Annotated in this window: 27 protein-coding genes and 1 pseudogene; 18 read left to right on the top strand and 10 right to left on the bottom strand. The window is 36.6% G+C overall.

Going from position 1 to position 21631, the window contains the following annotated elements; genetic code table 11:
• Positions 1 to 265 precede the first annotated feature (265 nt).
• Complete coding sequence (locus H0184_RS18550; RefSeq protein ID WP_221827518.1) at positions 266 to 655, bottom strand: DUF5661 family protein; 390 nt, start codon at positions 653 to 655, stop codon at positions 266 to 268.
• Positions 656 to 1033: 378 nt separating this feature from the next.
• Here H0184_RS18550 and H0184_RS18555 point away from each other — a divergent pair, with 378 nt between their 5' ends.
• From H0184_RS18555 to pyrH, 3 genes are all read left to right on the top strand, one after another.
• Positions 1034 to 1780: an SDR family oxidoreductase gene (locus tag H0184_RS18555; protein WP_221827519.1), complete on the top strand. Its 747-nt coding sequence runs from the start codon at positions 1034 to 1036 to the stop codon at positions 1778 to 1780.
• 182 nt (positions 1781 to 1962) lie between these two features.
• Complete coding sequence (locus tag H0184_RS18560; RefSeq protein WP_221827520.1) at positions 1963 to 2457, top strand: DUF1572 family protein; 495 nt, start codon at positions 1963 to 1965, stop codon at positions 2455 to 2457.
• Positions 2458 to 2687: 230 nt separating this feature from the next.
• Positions 2688 to 3425, top strand: coding sequence for a UMP kinase (pyrH, locus tag H0184_RS18565; protein WP_221827521.1), 738 nt, complete (start codon positions 2688 to 2690; stop codon positions 3423 to 3425).
• A 101-nt stretch (positions 3426 to 3526) separates the two neighbouring features.
• On the opposite strand, the gene H0184_RS18570 is transcribed toward pyrH, so the two are convergent.
• Together H0184_RS18570 and H0184_RS18575 are read right to left on the bottom strand one after the other, a co-directional pair.
• A complete protein-coding gene (locus H0184_RS18570; RefSeq protein ID WP_221827522.1) occupies positions 3527 to 3751 on the bottom strand; it encodes a hypothetical protein in 225 nt (74 codons plus the stop codon).
• Between the two features lie 24 nt (positions 3752 to 3775).
• A complete protein-coding gene (locus H0184_RS18575) occupies positions 3776 to 4096 on the bottom strand; it encodes an ArsR/SmtB family transcription factor (protein WP_221827523.1) in 321 nt (106 codons plus the stop codon).
• A gap of 141 nt (positions 4097 to 4237) precedes the next feature.
• On the opposite strand from H0184_RS18575, the gene H0184_RS18580 reads away from it, so the two are divergent.
• The 3 genes from H0184_RS18580 (at position 4238) to H0184_RS18590 (ending at position 6093) form a co-directional block, all read left to right on the top strand.
• Entirely contained in the window at positions 4238 to 4564 is a 327-nt protein-coding gene (locus H0184_RS18580) for a hypothetical protein (RefSeq protein ID WP_221827524.1), read from the top strand.
• Between the two features lie 179 nt (positions 4565 to 4743).
• Complete coding sequence (locus tag H0184_RS18585; protein ID WP_221827525.1) at positions 4744 to 5250, top strand: GNAT family N-acetyltransferase; 507 nt, start codon at positions 4744 to 4746, stop codon at positions 5248 to 5250.
• A 351-nt stretch (positions 5251 to 5601) separates the two neighbouring features.
• On the top strand, positions 5602 to 6093 hold the full coding sequence (locus H0184_RS18590; protein ID WP_221827526.1) for a VanZ family protein: 492 nt from the start codon (positions 5602 to 5604) through the stop codon (positions 6091 to 6093).
• An 18-nt stretch (positions 6094 to 6111) separates the two neighbouring features.
• On the opposite strand, the gene H0184_RS18595 is transcribed toward H0184_RS18590, so the two are convergent.
• The 4 genes from H0184_RS18595 to H0184_RS18610 are packed head-to-tail and all read right to left on the bottom strand — an operon-like array spanning position 6112 to position 10027.
• Positions 6112 to 6300 (bottom strand): hypothetical protein, encoded by a 189-nt coding sequence (locus tag H0184_RS18595; RefSeq protein WP_221827527.1) that lies wholly within the window; start codon positions 6298 to 6300, stop codon positions 6112 to 6114.
• 43 nt (positions 6301 to 6343) lie between these two features.
• Positions 6344 to 7513 carry a Ger(x)C family spore germination protein gene (locus H0184_RS18600; protein ID WP_221827528.1) on the bottom strand — a complete coding sequence of 390 codons (1170 nt, stop codon included), beginning with the start codon at positions 7511 to 7513 and terminating at the stop codon, positions 6344 to 6346.
• A gap of 1 nt (position 7514) precedes the next feature.
• Positions 7515 to 8945 carry a spore germination protein gene (locus tag H0184_RS18605; protein WP_221827529.1) on the bottom strand — a complete coding sequence of 477 codons (1431 nt, stop codon included), beginning with the start codon at positions 8943 to 8945 and terminating at the stop codon, positions 7515 to 7517.
• Positions 8942 to 10027 (bottom strand): endospore germination permease, encoded by a 1086-nt coding sequence (locus H0184_RS18610; RefSeq protein WP_221827530.1) that lies wholly within the window; start codon positions 10025 to 10027, stop codon positions 8942 to 8944. The genes H0184_RS18605 and H0184_RS18610 overlap by 4 nt, the downstream gene beginning before the upstream one ends.
• A 458-nt stretch (positions 10028 to 10485) precedes the next feature.
• On the opposite strand from H0184_RS18610, the gene H0184_RS18615 reads away from it, so the two are divergent.
• From H0184_RS18615 to fosM, 10 genes and pseudogenes are all read left to right on the top strand, one after another.
• Positions 10486 to 11973: an FAD-binding oxidoreductase gene (locus tag H0184_RS18615; protein WP_221827531.1), complete on the top strand. Its 1488-nt coding sequence runs from the start codon at positions 10486 to 10488 to the stop codon at positions 11971 to 11973.
• A gap of 11 nt (positions 11974 to 11984) precedes the next feature.
• Positions 11985 to 12542, top strand: coding sequence for a hypothetical protein (locus tag H0184_RS18620; RefSeq protein ID WP_221827532.1), 558 nt, complete (start codon positions 11985 to 11987; stop codon positions 12540 to 12542).
• Between the two features lie 161 nt (positions 12543 to 12703).
• A complete protein-coding gene (locus H0184_RS18625) occupies positions 12704 to 13186 on the top strand; it encodes an AraC family transcriptional regulator (protein WP_221827533.1) in 483 nt (160 codons plus the stop codon).
• A gap of 133 nt (positions 13187 to 13319) precedes the next feature.
• Positions 13320 to 13859 (top strand): RNA polymerase subunit sigma, encoded by a 540-nt coding sequence (locus H0184_RS18630; protein WP_260631666.1) that lies wholly within the window; start codon positions 13320 to 13322, stop codon positions 13857 to 13859.
• 62 nt (positions 13860 to 13921) lie between these two features.
• Positions 13922 to 15409: an amidase family protein gene (locus H0184_RS18635; RefSeq protein WP_221827534.1), complete on the top strand. Its 1488-nt coding sequence runs from the start codon at positions 13922 to 13924 to the stop codon at positions 15407 to 15409.
• Positions 15410 to 15636: 227 nt separating this feature from the next.
• Positions 15637 to 15837, top strand: coding sequence for a cold-shock protein (locus tag H0184_RS18640; protein ID WP_027322891.1), 201 nt, complete (start codon positions 15637 to 15639; stop codon positions 15835 to 15837).
• 526 nt (positions 15838 to 16363) lie between these two features.
• A complete protein-coding gene (locus H0184_RS18645; protein WP_221827535.1) occupies positions 16364 to 16969 on the top strand; it encodes a hypothetical protein in 606 nt (201 codons plus the stop codon).
• A gap of 38 nt (positions 16970 to 17007) precedes the next feature.
• The gene (locus H0184_RS18650) at positions 17008 to 17175 is read left to right on the top strand and encodes a hypothetical protein (protein WP_221827536.1); all 168 of its coding nucleotides are present in this window, start codon (positions 17008 to 17010) and stop codon (positions 17173 to 17175) included.
• Between the two features lie 151 nt (positions 17176 to 17326).
• Positions 17327 to 17961 (top strand): annotated as a pseudogene (locus H0184_RS18655) (class I SAM-dependent methyltransferase).
• Positions 17962 to 18032: 71 nt separating this feature from the next.
• On the top strand, positions 18033 to 18452 hold the full coding sequence (gene fosM / locus H0184_RS18660) for a FosM family fosfomycin resistance protein (RefSeq protein ID WP_396953606.1): 420 nt from the start codon (positions 18033 to 18035) through the stop codon (positions 18450 to 18452).
• Between the two features lie 42 nt (positions 18453 to 18494).
• Here the strand turns inward: fosM and H0184_RS18665 are convergent, their stop codons facing one another.
• Genes H0184_RS18665 through H0184_RS18675 form a run of 3 tightly spaced genes read right to left on the bottom strand, consistent with a single transcriptional unit; the run spans position 18495 to position 20002 of the window.
• A complete protein-coding gene (locus H0184_RS18665) occupies positions 18495 to 18863 on the bottom strand; it encodes a DUF4180 domain-containing protein (protein WP_396953603.1) in 369 nt (122 codons plus the stop codon).
• A gap of 17 nt (positions 18864 to 18880) precedes the next feature.
• Entirely contained in the window at positions 18881 to 19231 is a 351-nt protein-coding gene (locus tag H0184_RS18670) for a GIY-YIG nuclease family protein (RefSeq protein WP_221827538.1), read from the bottom strand.
• Positions 19232 to 19255: 24 nt separating this feature from the next.
• Positions 19256 to 20002: a DUF2087 domain-containing protein gene (locus H0184_RS18675; protein WP_221827704.1), complete on the bottom strand. Its 747-nt coding sequence runs from the start codon at positions 20000 to 20002 to the stop codon at positions 19256 to 19258.
• Between the two features lie 326 nt (positions 20003 to 20328).
• Between H0184_RS18675 and H0184_RS18680 the strand changes: the two genes are divergently transcribed.
• Entirely contained in the window at positions 20329 to 20868 is a 540-nt protein-coding gene (locus H0184_RS18680) for an RNA polymerase sigma factor (protein WP_221827539.1), read from the top strand.
• Positions 20858 to 21553 (top strand): hypothetical protein, encoded by a 696-nt coding sequence (locus H0184_RS18685; RefSeq protein WP_221827540.1) that lies wholly within the window; start codon positions 20858 to 20860, stop codon positions 21551 to 21553. The genes H0184_RS18680 and H0184_RS18685 overlap by 11 nt, the downstream gene beginning before the upstream one ends.
• Positions 21554 to 21631 lie beyond the last annotated feature (78 nt).

Raw genomic sequence — 21631 nt, forward strand, 5'->3', positions numbered from 1 at the left:
CACAAACAAATACCATAAGAATTAATAAGGAAAAATCTTTATTGGTTTATTATGTAACCGGAAAACTAGTGTTTACTACATCTATCAACGCTTGGATTTAGGTCCAAGCGCTAGTTTTCATTTAGTTCTTTCTAGCTTCCGTTAGTTAAGATGAACTCAAGTGAATTATGTGGTTTTTTCTCCTAGAAAGTCACATTGTTGATTCCATTCTCTGACCAGATCCAACGTAACTATTACATCAAGGAATTAACAAAAGACTATTCAATCATTTGTTCCAATAGGCTTTTGCTTGAGCCTCAAGGATCTTTAATCTTTTGTAGTAATCAGGAAATTCGTTAAGATGAGCCAATGCAATTTTTCCAGTAATAATAGGATCATCGCCAGTAACATTTGTTTGGCTGGCTATTTTTCCATGTTCCAGCTCTGTATTTACTCCCATCCAAAACTCTTCTAAATCAAACTTGCTTTTATTGAAATCAATGCCTAAAAGTAAAGCGATTGCCGCAGCTTCTTCTTTAGTATAAGTTTTAACCCTAGCTGCAGGACGATTATGTCGAGACCAATTTGGATTTCTGTTGGCAGCATGTTGATATTGCGGACCAACGTTATAGCCGTTAATGAAGTGGTCTAAATACGGATAATTATAGTAATACAAAACACATCTCTCCTAAAAAGTAGTTATCTACACTATACGTAAGCTACTTATTTACGAGCATGTCTACTGAAAGTGAAATGATTGTAACAAAAAATGACTTAAACGAACTAGAAGTTTTCGTTAAAGGGAGAAGCATTAAAAATACGATACCTAAATACTGAGACATCGCACTTGTAACAATTTAGTTAGATAACTTTTCTGAAAGATCCTCAATTGCTTGAACAGTTAGTTCCAATGCTCTAATCCTTCTTTCTAAAAGTGTTTTTTGAGGACTACCTAGTTTTGATTTAGCATACACTTTCTCGACGGAAGGGGGTAAAGTAATAAAAATGCAGCTCCATGGACCATTTGGACCTGCAATAAATAGGGGGAATGTGAATGGATCATAAAATTGCTGTCATTACAGGAGCTAGCCAACCAAGAGATATTGGAACAGCGATATGCCGTAAATTAGCTTCTTGTGAAATGGATATTTTCTTTACGCATTGGAACTCTGATGATGCTTGGATTGATGAATTTCAGCAGGAGATTTCGAATATGGGAGTCCTATGCCAAAACATGAAGATAGATTTATCAAATGTTGAAGCGGCCTCAACTATTCTAGATAACGTCCAATCTATACTTGGCTTTCCATCTATCTTGATTAATAATGCAGCTTATTCTACCAGCGATGGTTATCAAAATTTAGATGCAAAAACTCTTGATGAACATTATTTTGTTAACATGAGGTCAACTTTCCTCCTTTGTGCAGAATTTGCTCGTCGCTTTGAGAAAACTCAATTTGAATCAGGAAGAATCATCAATATGACGTCGGGACAAGAGTTGGGACCCATGCCTGGTGAGTTAGCTTACGCCGCAACGAAAGGGGCCATTACGGCCTTTACTAGGTCCCTTTCCGTTGAACTTGCCCCATTAGGGATTACGGTTAATGCAGTAAACCCAGGACCCACAGATTCCACGTGGATGAACGAGGGAATAAGGGAATATCTATTGCCTAAATTTCCAATGGGCCGTATTGGACAACCGGAAGATGTCGCAAGAGTGATCGCGTTTCTCGTTAGTGATGATGCACAATGGATAACGGGACAGATCATCCATTCAGAAGGTGGATTTATGCGGGGATAACCACTAAGAGGGCTGTAACAGTGCTAGTAAAAAAATAGCCATTGTTATGGCTCTTTATTTTGCTATTATACCATTTGGACTAAGCTGACCAACCCTTTTACGAGTGTAGCAGCTTAACAGGATAGTATTAAATAAAGGGTTTAGCAAGTATGTATAGAATATAAAAATATCGAGGTGATGATATGAACATTTCTGTGGAGTATTTGAAAACTGTTACACAACGGTTAAAGGAAGCCAAAGTAACCGCTGAAAAAGCAATCGAGCAACTAAATGAAAGCGAATTATTTTGGTCTCCGAATGAAGAGTCCAATAGTGTTGCGGTTATCGTCAAACATATGAGTGGTAATATGATATCGCGGTGGACAGACTTCCTTACAACGGATGGGGAAAAGCCGTTCCGTAATCGTGATGATGAATTCGTGGGAGATATGCAAACAAAAGAACAGGTGCTGGAATTATGGGAGCTAGGGTGGACTACCTTCCTTAATGCTTTGGAAGAAATTAACGAAGAACACCTCTTAATAACAATCACAATCCGAAATGAACCACACTCCGTTATAGAAGCGATTGAGCGCCAAATGTACCATTATTCTTATCATGTCGGGCAAATCGTTTTTATCTCTAAAATTATAAAAGCTGATGATTGGAAGACACTAACGATTCCTCGGAAAAAGTAAAGATATTCAGGAGAAATGCCGCTATTAAAAATATTTTTAAAACGAATTGACGTAAAAAGGCTATAAATGTAATATATTTTAAGGAAATTAAATCACTGGAAAAAGGAGGAATTATTTATGACTAAAAAGTGGAAAGTTTTAGAAATTATAATTCCATTCTTTTTCATTTTACAAAGAACTAAAGCAGCTATTTAATGCTTTAGTTCTTTTTTTATGTCCACCGAAGGGAGATGGGGAAAGTGTATAAGCGTATCTTAATTAAGTTAAGTGGAGGGGCTCTCGCAAATAGTTCGGGAAATAGCTTTGGCTCCGAACAATTAGAGCATATCACAAAAGAAATTCTTACTCTTGCCAATCAAGGGGTGGAGATTTGTATTTTAGTAGGCGGAGGAAATATCTTTAAGGGTAAGTTTGCAGAGGAATGGGGAATTGACAGAGTTGAAGCAGATAATATTGGAACTCTCGGAACAATCATCAACAGCCTTATGTTAAGAGGTGTATTAAAAAGTAAAACAGACAAAGATATCCGTGTTATGACATCTATTCCTGTGACAGCACTGGCAGAACCGTACATCCGATTACGGGCCGTTCATCACTTGGAAAAAGGGAGTATCGTCATATTCGGAGGAGGAAACGGGCAGCCATTTGTCACTACCGATTATCCTAGTGTTCAAAGAGCGATTGAAACGAATTGTGATGCCATATTTGTAGCAAAGCAAGGAGTCGAAGGGGTTTATACAGGTGATCCAAAGATAAATAAAGATGCCAAAATGTATAAGCACCTGGAATACAATGATGTCGTAAAAAACAATATCATGGTGATGGACCAATCCGCACTCTTGCTTGCGAGAGATTACGAGCTTCCCGTACATGTATTTAACTTTGATCGTGTGGGAGCAATGGCTGGTATCATCCAAGGAAACCACGTAGGAACCTTAATTAGTTCACAGGGCACTCAAATCAAATAAGTGGGTGTTTAGGTAGGGGTTACCCATCCCAATGTGATTAAGATCAATTGGAGAAAAAAATGAGAGCCAGACACATTATACTTTTGTGCCTGGCTCTAATTTTACTCAACTTCTTTAAGCATTTTCTCAATGACGCTCAATCTTTCTTCTAAAATATTTACCTTTGATTGAAGCTGTCGTGTATTTTCCTTGTCTAAGGCAAGTTTTTCATCTGCACGTTTCTCAAACCGTTTAACCGATCTAATGATGTAAATTACGACAAGTAGTACAAATATAATAGGAGCAAAAAGAGTTAGTAAAGGTAGGAATGCGAAAAGTGGTTCCATTTTGTTTACACCTCAAATTATTAGTTATTTCTTTTTCTTCATCGTTAATGAAGAGGAAAGATCATGAATGTTTTTTTCGTTTAGTTCAAACTGAAAATCGTTTAGTTGATAGTATTTTGCTGCTTGGCCCGTTTCTAAAATCTCCATGTCACTTGAAACAATATTAGCCTCCTCTAGTTTTTGTAAATGCAGATACAAAAGCGGTCTGCTGATGCCAAGCTCACGTGCGAGGTGGCTTACATATTGTCGCCCCTCTGATAAAACAGCAATAATTTTTAAACGGTGTGGATTGGATAAAGCCTCTAAGACTAGGAGCAACTCATCGCCAGAATCAAAACGTATCATATGTAAGTATTTTATTACATATGTAATGAATACACAACAGAGGAATTGGATTATTTTTCTAATAAGTTGATGGTGGGAAGGGAATGAGACTATTTTATAGAATTTGTTGAATTACAGGGGAGAGTTAAAAGGAGGAATAGTATGTTTATTTTTTCTGTAATCGCATTTGCAGCTTTAATCCTATCGATTGTGTCAACGTTTTATGCTATCAAAGGCAGGTATCAACTTTACTGGATTGCCGCTATCGGTATTTACATTTTCAGCTTTATTGCAGGTTTTAGTATAGGACAGATTACTGTTGGATTTACATTTGTGCTTTTAGCCTTGGCTATCGGTCATACATTCAATATGATAAAAAACAAATTACACTTCACGACTTTTCTAGGAGTAGGACTATTGGTTGGTTTTTTTATGGTAGTTTTTGTTGATGATTATTGGCTATTTTTTCCGATAATGTTTTTCAGCTAATTATTAACTGGCCTATAAAAATAAGCAGGAGCAATGTGAAATAGTAGAACAAGCTTATCAAAGAGATTTGGATTCTTATATAATCGAGACTTATCACACTATGGAGGAAGGAGAAGAAGTACAGATATATTTGCCTATTCAAGCATAAACGTTCAAATCAATCTTTCTGGAGGTAAAATATGAATTACGATGAAGGTTTCACTATAAAAATTGCTGCGAATGAGGATAGTAGAAAAATTATTAAAATGTTAAAAGAGTTAGCTCAATGGATGAAAAATCATGAAATAAATCAATGGAGGTTTCTATTAGAGGGTGGAGACGATGAAGAGATTAAACAAGCCATATCTAATCAAGAAACGTATATTGTTTTGAAAGATAACGAGATTCTCGCTACATTTACCCTTTCATCTAAACAAAGTGAATGGGATAGGCATATTTGGGGAGCCGATATTTCCGCTGATTCGCTTTACGTACATAGACTTGCGATTATTCCTGCATATATGAAGAAAGGTATGGGGAGAAAAATTTTGGCTTGGATACAGAACCATGGAAGTGATAAAGAATATCTTAAACTAGATTGTGTTGCGGAAAATATAAAGTTAAATCACTTTTATAAGGAAAATGGGTTTGAACTTGTTGGTTTAGCAGATGGACACTGTAAATATCAAAAGTGTATAAAATTTTAAAACTAGGGGCGATTCTTCCACATAGAGGGTCGCCTTTCTACTTGAACAACCGGGAATTTAGTTGAACAAGCAATGAAGAGTAATTGTATAATGGAGAAAAATAGGTGTTGCAAGTGGTCCTAACAACATTTCCCGAGACAGCTAGGCTTTAGGTGTCACATTAGATGAAAATGGTGAATTGATCTTAACTGCTCCTTGGGGGATTCATGATGTTGTAAATTTTAGAAGTAAGACCTACACTCCATTATGCTTCAGGAGAAAGAATGAAAGTTTACGAGAGTAGAGTTACAAAAAAGGACTGGATTAAGAAATGGGCAAGAGTTAAGATGTTTTATTGAAAAGGAGAGGGAAATGCAAAAGTTAATAAAGATTGTTTTAGGTGTCAGTTTTATTTTTTATTTATTCATATTGGTCGTTCTATTATTCTTGGGTTATAGGGGTTATGTATGGGCAGATCAGACTTTGATAGAGTATATGAAGAGTTCTTCAAACTTTGTTCCGTTTAAAACGATAGGTTTATATATAAATGCCATTTCTAGCGGAAGTATGAATATGGATATACCACTAAAAAACCTCGTTGGCAACTTGATTATGTTCTTACCAATGGGGATCTATCTGCCTTACTTTATGAAAAAACTAAACAAGGTAATGATCTTTTCAATGTCAATGACTTTCTTATTATTCGTGATTGAAGGAATACAGGTCATTACTAGAAGAGGAAGTTTTGATATCGATGATTTCATCCTTAATATGTTGGGTGCTTGGATAGGATTTGGCATATGGAGAGTGAAGGGTGTTCAGAGATTGGTGAAATATGATACTTCGAGACAGGATTCACATTAAATTTCAAGCAGGATTACCCTAAAGGGAATAACCAAAGTCTGGCATTTCAGCTTCGCATTGTGACGGTATTGATTGGCGGGTAAACAAAGTAACATGGGGGAAGCGGGGGACTGAATGAGAATCTCCCCCGGCAGGTTCCCTGAAAAAAGCCATCGGAACCGTCCCCCCGGTTTTTCCCCCGGTTTTTGGTTCCCTGAAAAAAGCCATCGGAACCGTCCCCCCGGTTTTCTCAGAACCGTCCCCCCGGTTTTTATTCTTTAATCTCGATTTTCCGGTTTTTAAAGGATCCCGCGTGTTCTAATGTGAGGTGTACTTCGAATGTTTTTATGCTATCTTCTCGGAGCAGGGTGTTGTGATTTTTTTGTTTTTTCCAATCGGCGTTGTATTTTCGGTAAAGCTGGTGTTCTAAGTTAAGGAAGTCAATATCATGTTCTAACCCTAATTGATATAATTGCCTTATCTCTGATATGATTCCTTTTTTTACAAACTCCTCCATTGCCTCCACATTTAAGGTGTTGTTTCTCATACGATTGCTTACAATCCCATTTGCAAGGTAGAGAATGGTGAAGCGAATGTTTCCATGTTGTTTAACCGGTTGGATTTTGACCATTTGGTCTTCAAGCACCGTAATGAATTCAGGATTATTTTCACTTGGTAATAGGAGGGAAGCGCGTATTGTTTCGGGAGTCAGCCAACGCATCCCTTTCAATTTCTCATATTCAAAGTAGCCTTTATACTTGTTATTGTGTAGAAAAAACGCTCCATCTATGGCTAGTTTGGGTTCCTTCTTTTTATTACTTTTCCATTGGGTGTCATCCACCGTGAGTGAAGGCAGATAGGTGGTGCGGCCTGGGTCGAAAAACTCCCGCGCAAAACGATTTAGCTTTACGGGCATGAGGGTGGAGCTTTGCTCATATGAGCTTTCCGGGCTGTGCAGAATGGTGTTTAATGAGGTTTGCTTAAAAAAACCTGGTGTTGAGAGAATGTCGACGATGGAGTCCTTAGTCCCGAAAATCCATGGAGTGGGCCGGAATTCATAATAGCGAGTTAAACCATCAAAGACACTGCCCAATCCTTTTTTCAAGACATTTTCGCTCAAAACAATGGCCGTCACGTTTGCCCACAAAAACCGTTCTTGTGCGGTATGATAGGATTTGAAAAATCCATCAATGAACGTTTTCCCTTTCGTCTCGGATACATAAACCTCAGGCGGCGATTTTTCACCACCTTCACTCTTGGCAACAGAGCCTAATCCTATCATTTGGATATAAACATAATATTCCCCATCTCGATAGTCAACACCGACGGCCGTTGCGAAGTTTTGGTTTTCAATTTCACCAATATCATGCTCACAAGCTGTAATAAAGAGGAGGCAAAGAACAAGAATGGCAGAACAAGTCATCATTGATTTTCGCTTCATGTTATTTTCTCCGCTTCTGAATAAATGATATTCCGAACTTTTTTCGGTCAAATGGGTTTACGAACAATGCCGCTAGATATTCCTTAAATCTTAACGAGGCGATCGGTTCGAGATAGGCGATTTTAAAGGATTCCAAATTAGAGAGATAAATCAGTATGCTAAAGATTCCAATAACAAGCCCGTATACGCCTAAGAAAATCGATAGAATTAAGGTATAAACACGAAGGATACTTACTGTTCCAACCAATGATTGGTTTACCAGCGTATAGCTTGCCACCGCTGTTAAGGCAATGACAACAATCATTGTGGGGGAAGCGAGCCCTGCTCGAATCGCCGCATCGCCAATAATAATACCCCCTACAATGGAAACGGTTTGTCCAAGAAAGGTGGGCATCCGAACTCCCGCTTCTCTTAACAATTCGAATAGCCCAAGAATAAAAATGGATTCCAGCCCGATGGGTAACGGCAGCCCTTCACGCGAGACAACGACCGTAGCCAAAAGGGCAAACGGCAGCTGGTCGATATTTACAGAAGCGAGCGACACCCAAAAGCCGGGGAGAAACATGGCCACTGACAGGCCGATCAACCGAATAAACCGCCCAAACAGAACAAAATAGTAAGGGAAATGAACATCCTCAGGCGATTTTACCAACTCGAAAATATTTATGGGTCCAATTAATACAGTGGGCGACCCACTTACAATTAATATAAATCTGCCCCGCAACATGCTTTCAATCACATAATCTGGTCGTGTTACATAATCGAACAAGGGAAACAGCGTGAGGGAGTTGTCGGAGAGCCATTGCTCCAATTGACCACTACTCACAATACCTTCGCCACTAAAGTCCATAAGACGCTTTCTGACTTCCTGAATCAGATTTTGATTGGTTTTATCATTTAGATATAGCAGCGACACATCTGTTTTACTAATGGAACCCAAGGTAAAGGATTCGGAGTAAAGCTGTTCCGACTTCATTCTCTTGCGAATTAAAGCGATATTTACATGCATCTCCTCGGTAAAACTATCCTTCGGGCCCTTAATTGAAACCTCTGTATTCGATTCTTCCGGATTCCGCTGAGGCACCTTGCTAATATCAAACACATGAAAAAACGGATGCCCTTCTTGAAACACAATTAGCGAGCCTGAAAACAAATGATTCACCACTTCATCCATTTTTTTTATATGTTGGACGGGTGGGAGCATTTCGGAATGACTTCGTGCTTCTTTGTTACTTATGCTCAGGAGAATTCGGTTAAAATACTCATTTAACTGTGTTGAATCTAGCATCCCTTTGCAATAAAAAGCTTGCAGTGTCTCTTCTATTTCATTTGGAATAAATTTCACATCGGCATAAGGGAGAAAGAATTTGGTTACCTCATCGCAAGTCAACGTTCCTTTTGCTAGAGAATCATTTAATTTTTCCGTGTTCATATTTCTTGGATTCCTTTCTTCATAGGCAAGAGGCAAATGATTAATAATGCCAACGAAATCATGACCGCACTAATTAAAGCAGCAGGATAAAAGTATTTTCCGATGATGGTTTGGACCCATATATCACTTAATGGGATGATTGTCACTAATCCTAAAAGAACGGTGGAAATGGCAAATACATGCTTTTTGTTAGGGGGTGCTGAAAATCCTTTCACCATATCTGCAAGCAGGAAGAGGCCTAATGAAACTCGGATAATTTCACCGCTCAAAAATTGAAATACCGCTAAAAAGTCAACATGGGATATATATTCTCCCAATGTAATTAGCCGCCATTGTTCAAAAGCAGGAAATCGCATATCAGATGCAACAGAAGGTCCAAATGAAGATAAGGAACCCATGGTTGGCCCAAGTATGAGAACGACTAAAATGGTAATAAGAACGATAAGGTTGAGCAAGGTAAACGATTTTTTTAAATGGTGCTGAAGAAGTAAAAGTACTAGCAAATCTGCACTGCCCCCTAGAATGATGATGGTTCCTTTTAAAACGGGGTGATAGCCGTCAGCAAGAATCGGAAAAAGATAAGAATAATCTTTATCTTTCATGGTAAACAAAGCAACAAAGATCCCAAGCATCCATACAAATGGCAATAAAACCGCTGAAACATAGACAATCGATTTTAATCCACTATAGGCGGACCACGCACTAATCAGCAAAAAAGGCAGCATCACAATAAAGGATGGCGTTCGTGGCAGAAAATAAATATTAATGGATTGAATTAAATCGTAAAATGAAATCGCTGTTATCGTGAATACATACGCCGAAAGGATGCTGATGAAAACAGTGGAGATTACACTTCCTGCACGTCCTTTAATCCATTCATAAAGGCTTTGCCGTTGTTGGTTTTTCTTCATAATCAAATAAAGGATCCATCCCCATAACAATAAGAAAACATAAGAAACCAATACACTTACCCATGCATCTCGTTTTCCTGTTGCCAGCAAATGAGGCATGATGAGAACATGATTGGAAATTCCAATAAAGAGGATTAGAACAAACAATAACTGAATCCGCGAAAAAAGCATATCTACACCACCGTCATATTCCACTCATGTTAGGTTTTGTTAGTGTTGTAAAATTATGTATAACCCAGCAAAGATAAACAACTAATTAGCTGAGTCAAAAAGATACATATTATACTTATGTAATTGGGGTTGGTAGGTAAGATGGGAGAAGCGCAGGTAGGTAACAGCAATGTGCTTATCATCGAATATAATTACTCAAGACTTATATGCTGCATTCGTTGTTGTTGTAATTGTATCAACGGTTGTTACTCCTCCGATTATAAAATGGTTACTTGAATCTAGGAGGCAAACTCAATCTGTTCTTAACTAGGTCAAGAAGGTCAGCATCTCTGTGCATAGATGCTGACCTTTTTATGATTCTTTTTTGAAATGAGTTTTTTATAAAAATATAGTATTGCAAAAAATTTACATAACCTGTTAAAATTAGTGTAATATTACACTATTCGGGGTGTGGTTGAATGGAGACATCACCTAGGAATAATAAAAAACAGTCAATACATAAAAACCCATGGTTTCTAGGAACTTTAGTATGTATTTTTGTTATCTCGGTGTTAGTAAACATTCCGGTTGAAAAAAGAAAATACGGCCTTACACAAAGCAGTTTGACAACAGATTATACAAGTCTGCTTCCTGAACGCATCGATAGAATCGTCAAAGCAGGCAGTCGAACGGAACTACAAAAAATAGTGAAGGAAGCAAATGAAAACCGCCAGCAGATTTCCATCGCCGGATTGCAGCATTCACAAGGCGGACATACGTATTACAAGGATAGCATCGTATTGGATATGAAGACATTCAATAAAATTCTGAAAATTGATAAACAGCACAAAACAATAAAGGTAGAAACTGGAGCGACCTGGGAAGATGTTCAGGAAGCGATTCAACCTTATGGGCTGGCTTTAAAGGTCACTCAATCACAGTCGATTTTCACCATAGGCGGATCACTCTCCGTTAATGCTCATGGGCGGGATATCACCTTTGGTCCAATGGCAGGAACTGTCAGAGAAATGACTATTCTGACTCCAACAGGGGATATAAAAACGGTAACTCGAAATGATTCGGAGGAATGGATGAAGTATGTATTTGGCGGCTATGGGTTATTCGGTGTCATTCTAGATGTCACGCTGGAATTAACGGAAAACGATGTTTACACCATCCATACAGAAGAACTTAAAACAAATGAGTATGAAGCCTATTTTTCAAATCTATTACGTAATGATGGTACCTCCATGCATTATGCAAGGGTAAGTGTTGCTCCCCATTCTTTTTTGAACGAAATGTATGTAATAGATTACAAGAATACTGGAAAAAAGGATCATCAAACAGAGCTAAAAAAAGAGCGCGGTGCCCGTTTTGGTAAGCTGGCATTGGATATTGGCCGGCAAGGCGGAGCGTTAGAGGACCTTTTCTGGGAAAATCAAAAGCTGCTGATTAAGTCACTTGATGGAGACGAGATTACAAGAAATAACGCAATGCGCGGGAATTCTGCATTTATGGAATTCACAAAGCCTGGCAGGGTAGAAGTACTGCAAGAGTTCTTTGTTCCAGTGGCGCAGTTTGAAGAATATATAAGCGACTTAAGGAGATTTCTCCCGTCGAATGATAAAAATGAAGATTTTAAAATTCATAACATTACAGTTCGCTATGCAGCAAAGGATGACTACACATATTTGAATTATGCTAAAGGAGATATGTTTGGCCTCGTCATCTTAATCCAACATGGCTTAAAAGAAAAAGAGATTGATCATGCGAAGGCAATTATACAAGGATGGACGGATTTGACACTCAAGCACGGAGGAGGATATTACCTCCCTTATTATCAGTATCAAACAATTGAACAATTTAGAAAGATTTATCCATCATGGGAGATGTTTCATGAAGAAAAAATAAAAAGAGATCCAAACGGTGTTTTTCAAAACATCTTTTATGACTATTATTTTGAATGAAGGAGCCTCGGATGAAGATTTTGAGTGAACGCTATGTCCCTTTGGTTGTAACCGTCGGTCAGGTTGTTATTTTTCCGTATTATATCCTTTGGTTAAAAGAAGCCTCACTGACATTTACCTTATTTACCTGGCTTTTTGCTGCTTTTTCTTTTAGTGCTGCCTTAGGATATCGACTTTTTCAAGCTAGAAAAAAACCAGCTATCTCGTTTATCCCTTTTCTCTACATGGGGATGGGCGGAATATATTTATTGGTTGGCAATATAAGTACTTCGTTTGAAGTGCTTCCTTATCTGACTCTTATTTTTCAGGTTATCTTGGGTTTCTTACAAGGTTACCATCACGCCTGGCACATCATGCAGAATACCTTTCGTTTACATGCCATCAATCACTATCTTTTAGTTGGGATGATTATGGTTGGACTTTCCTTTGTAAAAATAATCTCCCCAGCCATTTTCATTACTGTCTTTGGGACTATTTTATTCATTTGCGGGCTAGTATTCTTATTCAAGAAAAATAAGGACAGCGTTATTTTCAAATTGGGGGACAATGAAGAAACAGAAGTGGAGTAGCATTAAAGCAGATAATGAATGTTGGTTAACTAAGATAAAAGGTACTCATTGAAGTTTTTATTACTGTCCTGTTTATTTTCCTTTCGATGAAGAAGGAATTTTTAAAATAGATATCGAAATATGTTATGGCCAAAATACTTCCAACTGGTGGTGTTTCTGAGATGAACATTATAATAAAAGAATTACCTGAAACCGAAGTAGCGTTTTTTAGACGTACTGGGAGTTATTTTGAAACACAAGAACACTGGGGAAGGCTCATGCATTGGGCAATTACCAATGGGCTATATCCTCCTCAACAATCATTTATCGGAGTTTCATTAGATAATCCTGATTTAGTTGAAGGCAAGGATTGCCGTCACGATGCTTGTGTTACAATTCCAGATAGATTTGATAAAGAGAAACATCAGGATATAAAGTTTAAGAAGTTGGATGGCGGGCAATACGCCATGTATCCATTTTATGATACACCTGAAAAGCTAAATTTTGCTTATCAATATATGTTTGGTGAATGGTTGCCAAATAGCGATTTTGAGGCAGATTATACTAGATTTAACCTAGAATTTAATATGAATATTACTTCCGAAGATACAGAAGGAAAATGTAGAGTTGATTTATTTATTCCAATTAATAAAAGAAAACCTTGAGAAATTTACATTCTCAGAATGAGCCACCAATCATGGTGGCACTTTTTGTGCTTAACGGGATTAACTCTACAAAAAATAGCTAGCTTTTCAAAATATATTAACATAGCAAATTCATTGTGAAGGAAGATGATTAATGATTAATAAATATTTTTGTATAGTGGTAATAGCTGGAACAATTTTATTATCAGCTTGTAGTGAGGAAAAAACTGAACAAAAAGCTATAGAGGATAAGACAGTTGAAGATAAAGTAATTGTCGATGATGCTGCTGAATTACCCCTTTTTGAACTGACTGCTAAAGAAGAAGAGGTTTATAGTGATTTTCAAAAAGATTTTAATTTAAAACATCTAAATGGATTAGAACCAATAAGTATTGCGAAGTTATATGTAAAAGCAGTGTTTGATAAAAAGTATGATGTTCAATATGCCTTATATACAGACAGAGAAGGTTATGTTCAATGGTCAAAAGAAGAAGATGAAAGAATCCCTGAATCTGACAGAGGTTCAGACGAACAAAATATCAAGAAATTCAATAATATTGATAAAGGAACATTCATAAAAACGAGTGATTATGAAGGATATATTGAATATGATGGAGGCGAAGGATCAAGTGGGTTTCAGATGATTAAAAATGAAGATGGGCTTTGGCAAGTGTCATATATGCCTATTCAATAAAAGCTTCATTTTCGTTAAATCTATTTGGTATTGAATATCAAGTTGAAAGGGTGAATAATTTTTTGGAGATCATTTTTAAAAAAATTCTCGAAGAAGAATTAACTATTGAAGAAATACAAGAAGCATTCGAGATGGGAGTTTTAACCTCGAAAGAACTGGTAATGTATTATTTTAACAGGATAGCAAAGTATGACCAAAGTGGGCCCAAATTGAATTCTATACTGGAGATAAATCCTGACGCCATATTTATTGCAGAGGGTTTAGACCATGAAAGAAAAACGAAAGGAGCTAGAGGTCCACTTCACGGAATTCCTGTTTTGCTAAAAGACAATATCGAAACAAAAGATAGAATGCATACAAGTGCAGGCACCTTAGCTTTAGAGAATCATTTGAGTACAAAAGATGCCTTTTTAGTAAGAAAACTACGGGAAGCGGGGGCTGTTATTATTGGGAAAACCAATATGACCGAATTAGCGAATGGAATGTCTACCACGATGTGGGCAGGTTACAGTTCAAGAGGAGGTCAAACGTTAAACCCTTATGGTCCGGGAGAATTTTTTGTCGGGGGTTCTAGCTCAGGCTCCGCTGTTGCGGTCGCAGCCAATTTTACGGTATTATCCATTGGAACAGAAACAGACGCGTCCATTCTTAGTCCTGCCATTCAAAACTCGGTAGTGGGGATTAAACCAACAGTTGGATTAATTAGCCGTAGTGGAACGGTTCCTTTTACATATACACAAGATACCCCGGGTCCTTTGGCTCGCACAGTGACTGACGCAGCTATTTTATTAGGTGCATTAACGAATGTCGATTCATCTGATCCGGCTACCTATAAAAGTGAAGGTGTTTCTTATCAAGACTATACTTCCTTTTTAGATTCGGAAGGATTAAAGGGTGCGAGAATTGGTGTTTTTAGAAACGCATCTGAAAATTATTACAGGGAATCAGATGAATATGATGAAGACCTTTTTAACGATGCTGTTCAAGCAATACGAAGGAAAGGAGCAGAAGTCGTAGAGGGTATTGAGATTCCATCTTTTAATAGGGAATGGAGTTGGGGAGTTCCTATTTACGAAATGAAACATGCATTAGGAAATTACCTTTCCCAACTGCCGTCTCATCTGCCGGTACATTCAGATAAAGAATTAATTGAATTTAATAAAAAGAATGAAGAGAATGCATTAAAGTATGGACAGAATATGCTTGAATATAGACAAGGATTACCGGATAACAGATTGACGAATCCGGAATATTTAAATGCTAAACTAGAAGATTTATATTTTTCCCAGGAACAAGGTATTGATTATGCATTGAAAAAGTATAATTTGGACACGATTTTGTTTCCTTCGTATATCGGTTCTACTATTTGCGCTAAAGCTGGCTATCCTTCTATCGCAGTCCCAGCAGGTTATATGGAAAATGGAAGACCTTTCGGCATAACTTTTGCTGGCGGCACCTTTAGTGAAGGAACATTAATTAAGCTAGCGTATTCTTTTGAACAATCTACAAAATATCGAAAATCACCGCTTCTCAACAAAGAGGTGCATTAATCAAATAGGAACAAATAGAATTCTAAAATCAGAAATGGAAATTCATGAGTAAAAAATATCGTGTGTTTATGTTTCCTTGCAATTTATCTTATTAAGTGTTAAGCTTTAAAAGAATTATTTTTGTTCGGTGTAAAGGATAGTATAAGATTAACTTTTCGTCTTGATGATCACTGAGTGCAGAGATAGTAACACATTGTGTGTAAAACACACAGCTGGAGGAAACAAAAATGGAACAAGGTAAAGTAAAATGGTTTAACGCAGAAAAAGGATTCGGATTTATCGAGCGTGAAGGCGGAGAAGACGTATTCGTACATTTCTCAGCAATCCAAGGCGAAGGTTTCAAATCTTTAGACGAAGGTCAAGCAGTTACTTTTGACGTTGAGCAAGGTCAACGTGGAGCTCAAGCAGCTAACGTTCGTAAAGCTTAATAAATGTAACAAACTAAAGCAGGCTCTTTATAGAGTCTGTTTTTTTACTATTAATGGATTTGTTAAAACTGAATATTGATTTCACTGTGTTTAGAATAAGCGGAGAATTTCCGTTTAAATTGTGAAATACCCATATTTCTTTAAAAATAGGCGGAGCTTTTCCGCTTATTGTCTCCAGATCCTTGGAATTTGTCTTTTTTAAAACAGTTAACCGGAATATCTCCGCTTATCCTGCTTCTTTAGGTTCCTCTACAAACAATAGCCGGAAAATCTCCGCCTATGAATTCTCAACCCCAACCCTACACGAAAATCAACAAGGAATAATAACACCTTATTAAAAACAAGGAGCCCCACTCACGAATGAGCAGGGCGCATGTAAAATAGTAAAACAAATGGTAAAATTAGTGTATCATATAATTACGAATTCTCCTAATTATCCATCAATTACTTCCTGCAGCACCATTGAAAAACTTGAAATTACTTTGCTCCAAAAATTAACGAATAAAGTTAAAAGGAAGTGTAGAGATTGAAGAAGGTATCTATTCTTGTTTTGATCACTGTATTTTTATTGATTTTTACAGGATGTTCTCATTCACCTCAGACAGCACCTAGTTCGCCGGACACAGATAAAGAGGAGGAATCATCTAATGAAGATAACCCTTCATCGGAAGAATCACCTGTCATTCAATCGGAGGATACTTCTTCGGAGAATGGTGAAGTAAAGCCGGTTGATAAAGAGGACAAAGAAATACTATCCTCATATTCTAGCGAACAAATTGAGTACGCTCGTATTTGGCTGCAGCTTGGACCTAATCAAGAAATCGAGGAATTAAATGTTCTACATATTCCTGCAGGAACACCTATCAACCCCGATGATAACACCAGTGCTGTTTATCCAGAAAATGTTATTCAGTTAGCAGGTTCCCGGTTGGTAGATGGATCTATAACATATAGTGGTAATGGGGATGGCACAATAAATGTGTACAATGTTCCATTGCGATGGGATGGCAATTACCCTGCTGGGGAAGACTTCTACACTGACATTATTAAAAATACCAAGTTAGTGTCAGTTGAACTTGGTGCCAATGAAAGAATCATAGAATTGATCAAATTAATAAAAGTTCAACCTTAAGACATCCTACAAATTGTGAATGAAGGAGATTAAGAAAATTGGAAAACAATGACTATAAAGTGATTCCTGATAAACTGGCAGGGAAAACAGTGGAGGAAGTTGCGATTGCCACTCATGCTGTCGTGATAAAATTTACAGATGGTACCTTTCTAGATGTCTACTCAACAGAACCTATAAAAACATCTACAAATAAGTTGGAAAGTTAAATCATTTAAAAGTACGATTGGCGTTAATCTATTGAGGATTAACGCTATTTTTGTATTTACTTACCAATTATGATCTTACAATCATATCATTGTTCGGAAAGTCTAAATATGGAATATAATGTATTCAAGGCGTTGTTTAGGAGTGATGATTTTGAATAATACTTGGAACAAATTTATTTATAAATTCGGTTCTCCACTTTATGATATGTTCTTTAACTCAGGTATGTTTTTAGCTGCCCGAAAGCGTGTTTTTCGAGACATCTCGTTTGATAAAATACACAAAATATTGTTTGTGGGTGTAGGTACGGGTGCTGACCTAGAGTTAATATATCTTTCTGATCTGGATATTACAGCAATTGATTATTCTCCTGATATGCTTGAGAAAGCAAGAGCAAAGTTTCGAAATCACGATATTACGTTTTTTGAAATGGATGCTCAAAAGATGAATTTTGATGATGAATCGTTTGACTATGTAGTGGCAAGTCTGATTCTTTCGGTCGTGCCTGATGCAAAGAAATGTTTTAAAGAGATGGTGCGAGTTTTACGTAAGGATGGGAAAATCATTATTTTTGATAAATTTTCCCCTGAGAATCAGAGACTATCATTACCAAAAATGCTTTTAAGACCCATTATTTCTGTGTTAGGAACGGATATTGGCAGGAGTTTTTGTGAAATCACCCAACATCATAAAAAGCCCAACATCATAAAAATATTTGTGTAGAAGAAGATACCCCTGTCATGCTAAATGGGATGTATAGGAAAATAATGATTGAGAAAGTTACTTGATCTTTTTATACGAAAGAAAAATAGGGTAGTATCAAAACTACAAATTGTCTGTTATCTGAGGTGTTCATATGATAGTAAAAGGTCTTAATCATTTTCTATTTTCCGTTTCTGACATAAATTATTCAATTGAGTTTTATCAAAACGTGTTTGGTGCAAAGTTGTTAGTGAAGGGGAGGCAGACTGCCTATTTTGATTTAAATGGAATATGGCTGGCTCTTAATGAAGAAAAAGAAATTCCGCGGAATGAGATACATCAATCTTATACCCATATAGCCTTTTCAATTGAAGAAGCAGAATTTAAAACGATGTACGATAGATTGAAGGAATTGAAAGTAAATATCTTGAACAGTCGACAAAGAGATGAAAAAGATAAAAAGTCGATTTACTTTACGGACCCTGATGGTCATAAATTTGAATTTCATACAGGAAATCTACAGGATAGACTAGAATATTACAGAAAGGAAAAGACGCATATGGAGTTCTACGAGTAATAAAAGGTTTCAAGGAACTCTTGAAACCTTTTTTACTCATCTCTATTTAGCGGCAGACAATTTAACAACTGCTTCTTGTTCAGATGAAACAAAAAATATACTGTTTCCCTTATTAGATTCATAAATGAAATCTTTCAGTGATTTGCTAGTATAAGACGAAAAATCTCCTATAATTGCAAACTTAATATGATAGTTTATGAACTTTTGAAGGATATTCCCTGCGAGTCTTGTACTCAGTTTGAAGAACTCTTCTGAAATAGCTTCTTTGTTTAATGCGATTCGATTACTGCCAGTTTCGAAGCTAATCGACATAATCATATCCAATGCACTTTGTTCGTCATTTAGTAAAATTGATTCTGCATGAATCATCGTAATATTATGTCCATTTGCTTCTATCATTTTAGTATTCAATTTCACCACTCCATTCGCTACTCTTTATTATAACCCCGTTCTCCATAGGGCTGTAATGTTTCAAGCCATTTTTCTTCTAACGCTAATAAAGCTTCTTTTTCGTTAAAATAAGGATCATCACTTTTTTTCAATATTTCTAGTATGTCAATGATGAAAGCGTCTTTTCCGTACTGGTTCCATTCTTTTTGCAGGTCTTTGTTAGTGGTATACCCATTTGTTTCGAGCATAAATTTAACACCGTTGAGCGTTTTAAGGTTTTTCGTGCTTCCCACCAGTATTTTTTGATTAATTGTATTCTTAATCTGGTAAACGCCTGCTTCAACTTCCGTTTCTTTGTATTGTTGTTTTAGCTCTTTTTTGCGATCCATGATTTTTCACCTACTGTTTTCCATTTATTTTCTTAACCAATAACTGCTGCCGTCTGATTTACGATCTAAGAATCCGTAATCGACTAAATATCTTCTGATTAAGACATAATCCTCATAGAAGCCCCTTAAAATCTGATTTAAGGCGTGTTCATCATACTGGTAATTCGTTTCTAAATGAGTAGAAATTTCTCTAAGAACTACAAGTTTTTGTTTTTCTCTTTGGGGAAACTTAGTCAATTTTCCTTCTGCGAAGTACTTTTTCACAATTTGCTCTTGTTCATCTTGAGTAATGTTATATCGCTCATCTACCATTGTGGCTGTCTTATGGACGGGTACAAATGCTGGTGCATATTCATCTTTTTCCCTAAGTAATTCCATCAAGGCTAAAAAAGTCTTCGCCTGGCGTTCCTTTTCTTTTAAAGCAAAACGGTGATGACGAATGGTAGAGGCACTTCCAATGCCCAGGTCTTTCTGAATTTCTTTGTCACTTTTCCCCTGATAAAAGAGGGCTAAAAGGTTCATTTGGTGTTCAGTAAGACCTGTGAGTTTCTTGTCCATGCCCAATAAGTATTCAAATACGGATTGGTGGGTGCTTTCAATATGAATCCGCATATACCTTTCCGCTTCGTACATTCTATTCTCGAAAGGATAGACAATCCCTTTTTCGATTCTTTCCCCACATAATAGACAAATGAATGAATCTTTTTCATGAATATATCCATTTTTCAACTCTTCCAAAGAGGCACTCCAAAAAATATCTGAAATTATCATTGTATTAATCATTTCCAATCACACATACATAAACGTTTGTTTATTATGTTTGTATATTTATAAACAGATTACAATAACGTTTGTGTTCAGTCAATGATAAATAAACGTATTATTTATTTATCTGTTTATTAGATTCTAAGTATTTTGTCCTTACTGATTTATCCCATTGGAAAATACAAACAGCGTTACCATGATATAATTTGTAGAAATATGTACGTAAAAAGGATGAGGTGCGCTTAGAATCTTCAATAATATTAAAATTACTGTAACTTTTTCTAAGGTAAAACGATTAATAAATGAATACTTCAATTTAAGGGGGGAAAGGTTTGTTTGATTCAGAGAATTTAGAGAAAAGAATCAGCGATATTTATCATCAACACTATTTAGATGTATATAGATTTCTTATCTGTTTTTCGGGAAATCAAGATGAAGCGGAGGATATGACGCAGGAAGTATTTATTCGAGTATTGAAAAACCTATCCAACTTCAATGGTACTAGCAGTCTCAAAACTTGGATTTTTTCAATCGCCAAACACGTGGCAATCGATCACTATCGAAAGAAAAGGTTTTCTTCTATTTTTAAAGAGGGATTTTTCAAGCATATTGCATCAAAGGAAATAGGACCTACTGAATTAGTTGAAATTAGTGAAGTGCAGCAGGAAGTGCATGAAGCAATCTCAGGATTAAAACCCAATTATAGAGCAGTCGTTTTGTTGAGAGGAATCAATGAATTTTCAATAAAAGAAACTGCTGAGATTCTCAATTGCACTGAATCTAAGGTCAAAGTAGATTATCACAGAGCATTAAAAGACTTAAGAAAGAATTTGAATATAGATGTAAAGGAGGTAATGGGAAATGCAAACTGATAAAGATTTGTTCAACCTATTGAAAGAATCTTATCCTTTACAACCAAGACAGGAATTTGTTACATCCACTGAGAATTTGCTTAAACAACGTGCACGCAAAAAGACCAAAAGGCACATGATGAAGCGATTATCGTTTGTATCAAGTGGATTCGTATTGTGTGTTCTTGCATTTTCATGGTTTTTCTCTTTTAGTGGAAAGGATATTGTTCTTGATACTCTCACTTCACTAGGAGAAAATGAAACGAAAACGCAGGATGAAAATATACAGACGATTGAAGCGGTATTACAGAATGCTCTTACAGGGCCAAGTAAAGAATTAAATCAAATATTGGATCAGACGGATTGGATAGAACCTTTACGACAATATGAAGAAGGACTGTATAGAGAATATTTTGCTAATGATTCGGCTTATCTAGATTTCGTTAACAGCTATGGTTCCGTATTAATGATTGAACCGAGAAGAAACGGTTACCAATTAAAGGTGGGGAAAATCGATTACGAAAAAATAGATGCTAAAGATATGGTTTATAATTTCACAGTGGAATTACAGTACCAAAAAGAAGGCAGTGAAGAATCAAAAGTTGCAATGGTGAATGGCCAAGCGAATCTAACTGAAGAACATAAAATAGAAGGTATGGTTATTCGAATGAATGACTTTCTTGGTTCATTGATTAATGAAAGGTAAATTCTTCGTCCGTATTCTTACGCGGGGAAAGATGAGATCGCTTTGGCGGTCTTTTTTCTTGTTATCTAATGTGAGAGG

Source organism: Neobacillus niacini (assembly GCF_019749295.1).
GTDB classification, from domain to species: Bacteria; Bacillota; Bacilli; order Bacillales; family Cytobacillaceae; genus Neobacillus; species Neobacillus niacini_D.

Excerpts from the sequence above, each read along its gene's own strand:
- H0184_RS18555 (WP_221827519.1), top strand. The coding sequence starts at position 1,034 with ATGGATCATAAAATTGCTGTCATTACAGGAGCTAGCCAACCAAGAGAT.
- H0184_RS18560 (WP_221827520.1), top strand. The coding sequence starts at position 1,963 with ATGAACATTTCTGTGGAGTATTTGAAAACTGTTACACAACGGTTAAAG.
- pyrH (WP_221827521.1), top strand. The coding sequence starts at position 2,688 with ATGGGGAAAGTGTATAAGCGTATCTTAATTAAGTTAAGTGGAGGGGCT.
- H0184_RS18570 (WP_221827522.1), bottom strand. The coding sequence starts at position 3,751 with ATGGAACCACTTTTCGCATTCCTACCTTTACTAACTCTTTTTGCTCCT.
- H0184_RS18575 (WP_221827523.1), bottom strand. The coding sequence starts at position 4,096 with ATGATACGTTTTGATTCTGGCGATGAGTTGCTCCTAGTCTTAGAGGCT.
- H0184_RS18580 (WP_221827524.1), top strand. The coding sequence starts at position 4,238 with ATGTTTATTTTTTCTGTAATCGCATTTGCAGCTTTAATCCTATCGATT.
- H0184_RS18585 (WP_221827525.1), top strand. The coding sequence starts at position 4,744 with ATGAATTACGATGAAGGTTTCACTATAAAAATTGCTGCGAATGAGGAT.
- H0184_RS18590 (WP_221827526.1), top strand. The coding sequence starts at position 5,602 with ATGCAAAAGTTAATAAAGATTGTTTTAGGTGTCAGTTTTATTTTTTAT.
- H0184_RS18595 (WP_221827527.1), bottom strand. The coding sequence starts at position 6,300 with ATGGCTTTTTTCAGGGAACCAAAAACCGGGGGAAAAACCGGGGGGACG.
- H0184_RS18600 (WP_221827528.1), bottom strand. The coding sequence starts at position 7,513 with ATGAAGCGAAAATCAATGATGACTTGTTCTGCCATTCTTGTTCTTTGC.
- H0184_RS18605 (WP_221827529.1), bottom strand. The coding sequence starts at position 8,945 with ATGAACACGGAAAAATTAAATGATTCTCTAGCAAAAGGAACGTTGACT.
- H0184_RS18610 (WP_221827530.1), bottom strand. The coding sequence starts at position 10,027 with ATGCTTTTTTCGCGGATTCAGTTATTGTTTGTTCTAATCCTCTTTATT.
- H0184_RS18615 (WP_221827531.1), top strand. The coding sequence starts at position 10,486 with ATGGAGACATCACCTAGGAATAATAAAAAACAGTCAATACATAAAAAC.
- H0184_RS18620 (WP_221827532.1), top strand. The coding sequence starts at position 11,985 with ATGAAGATTTTGAGTGAACGCTATGTCCCTTTGGTTGTAACCGTCGGT.
- H0184_RS18625 (WP_221827533.1), top strand. The coding sequence starts at position 12,704 with ATGAACATTATAATAAAAGAATTACCTGAAACCGAAGTAGCGTTTTTT.
- H0184_RS18630 (WP_260631666.1), top strand. The coding sequence starts at position 13,320 with ATGATTAATAAATATTTTTGTATAGTGGTAATAGCTGGAACAATTTTA.
- H0184_RS18640 (WP_027322891.1), top strand. The coding sequence starts at position 15,637 with ATGGAACAAGGTAAAGTAAAATGGTTTAACGCAGAAAAAGGATTCGGA.
- H0184_RS18670 (WP_221827538.1), bottom strand. The coding sequence starts at position 19,231 with ATGGATCGCAAAAAAGAGCTAAAACAACAATACAAAGAAACGGAAGTT.
- H0184_RS18675 (WP_221827704.1), bottom strand. The coding sequence starts at position 20,002 with ATGATAATTTCAGATATTTTTTGGAGTGCCTCTTTGGAAGAGTTGAAA.
- H0184_RS18685 (WP_221827540.1), top strand. The coding sequence starts at position 20,858 with ATGCAAACTGATAAAGATTTGTTCAACCTATTGAAAGAATCTTATCCT.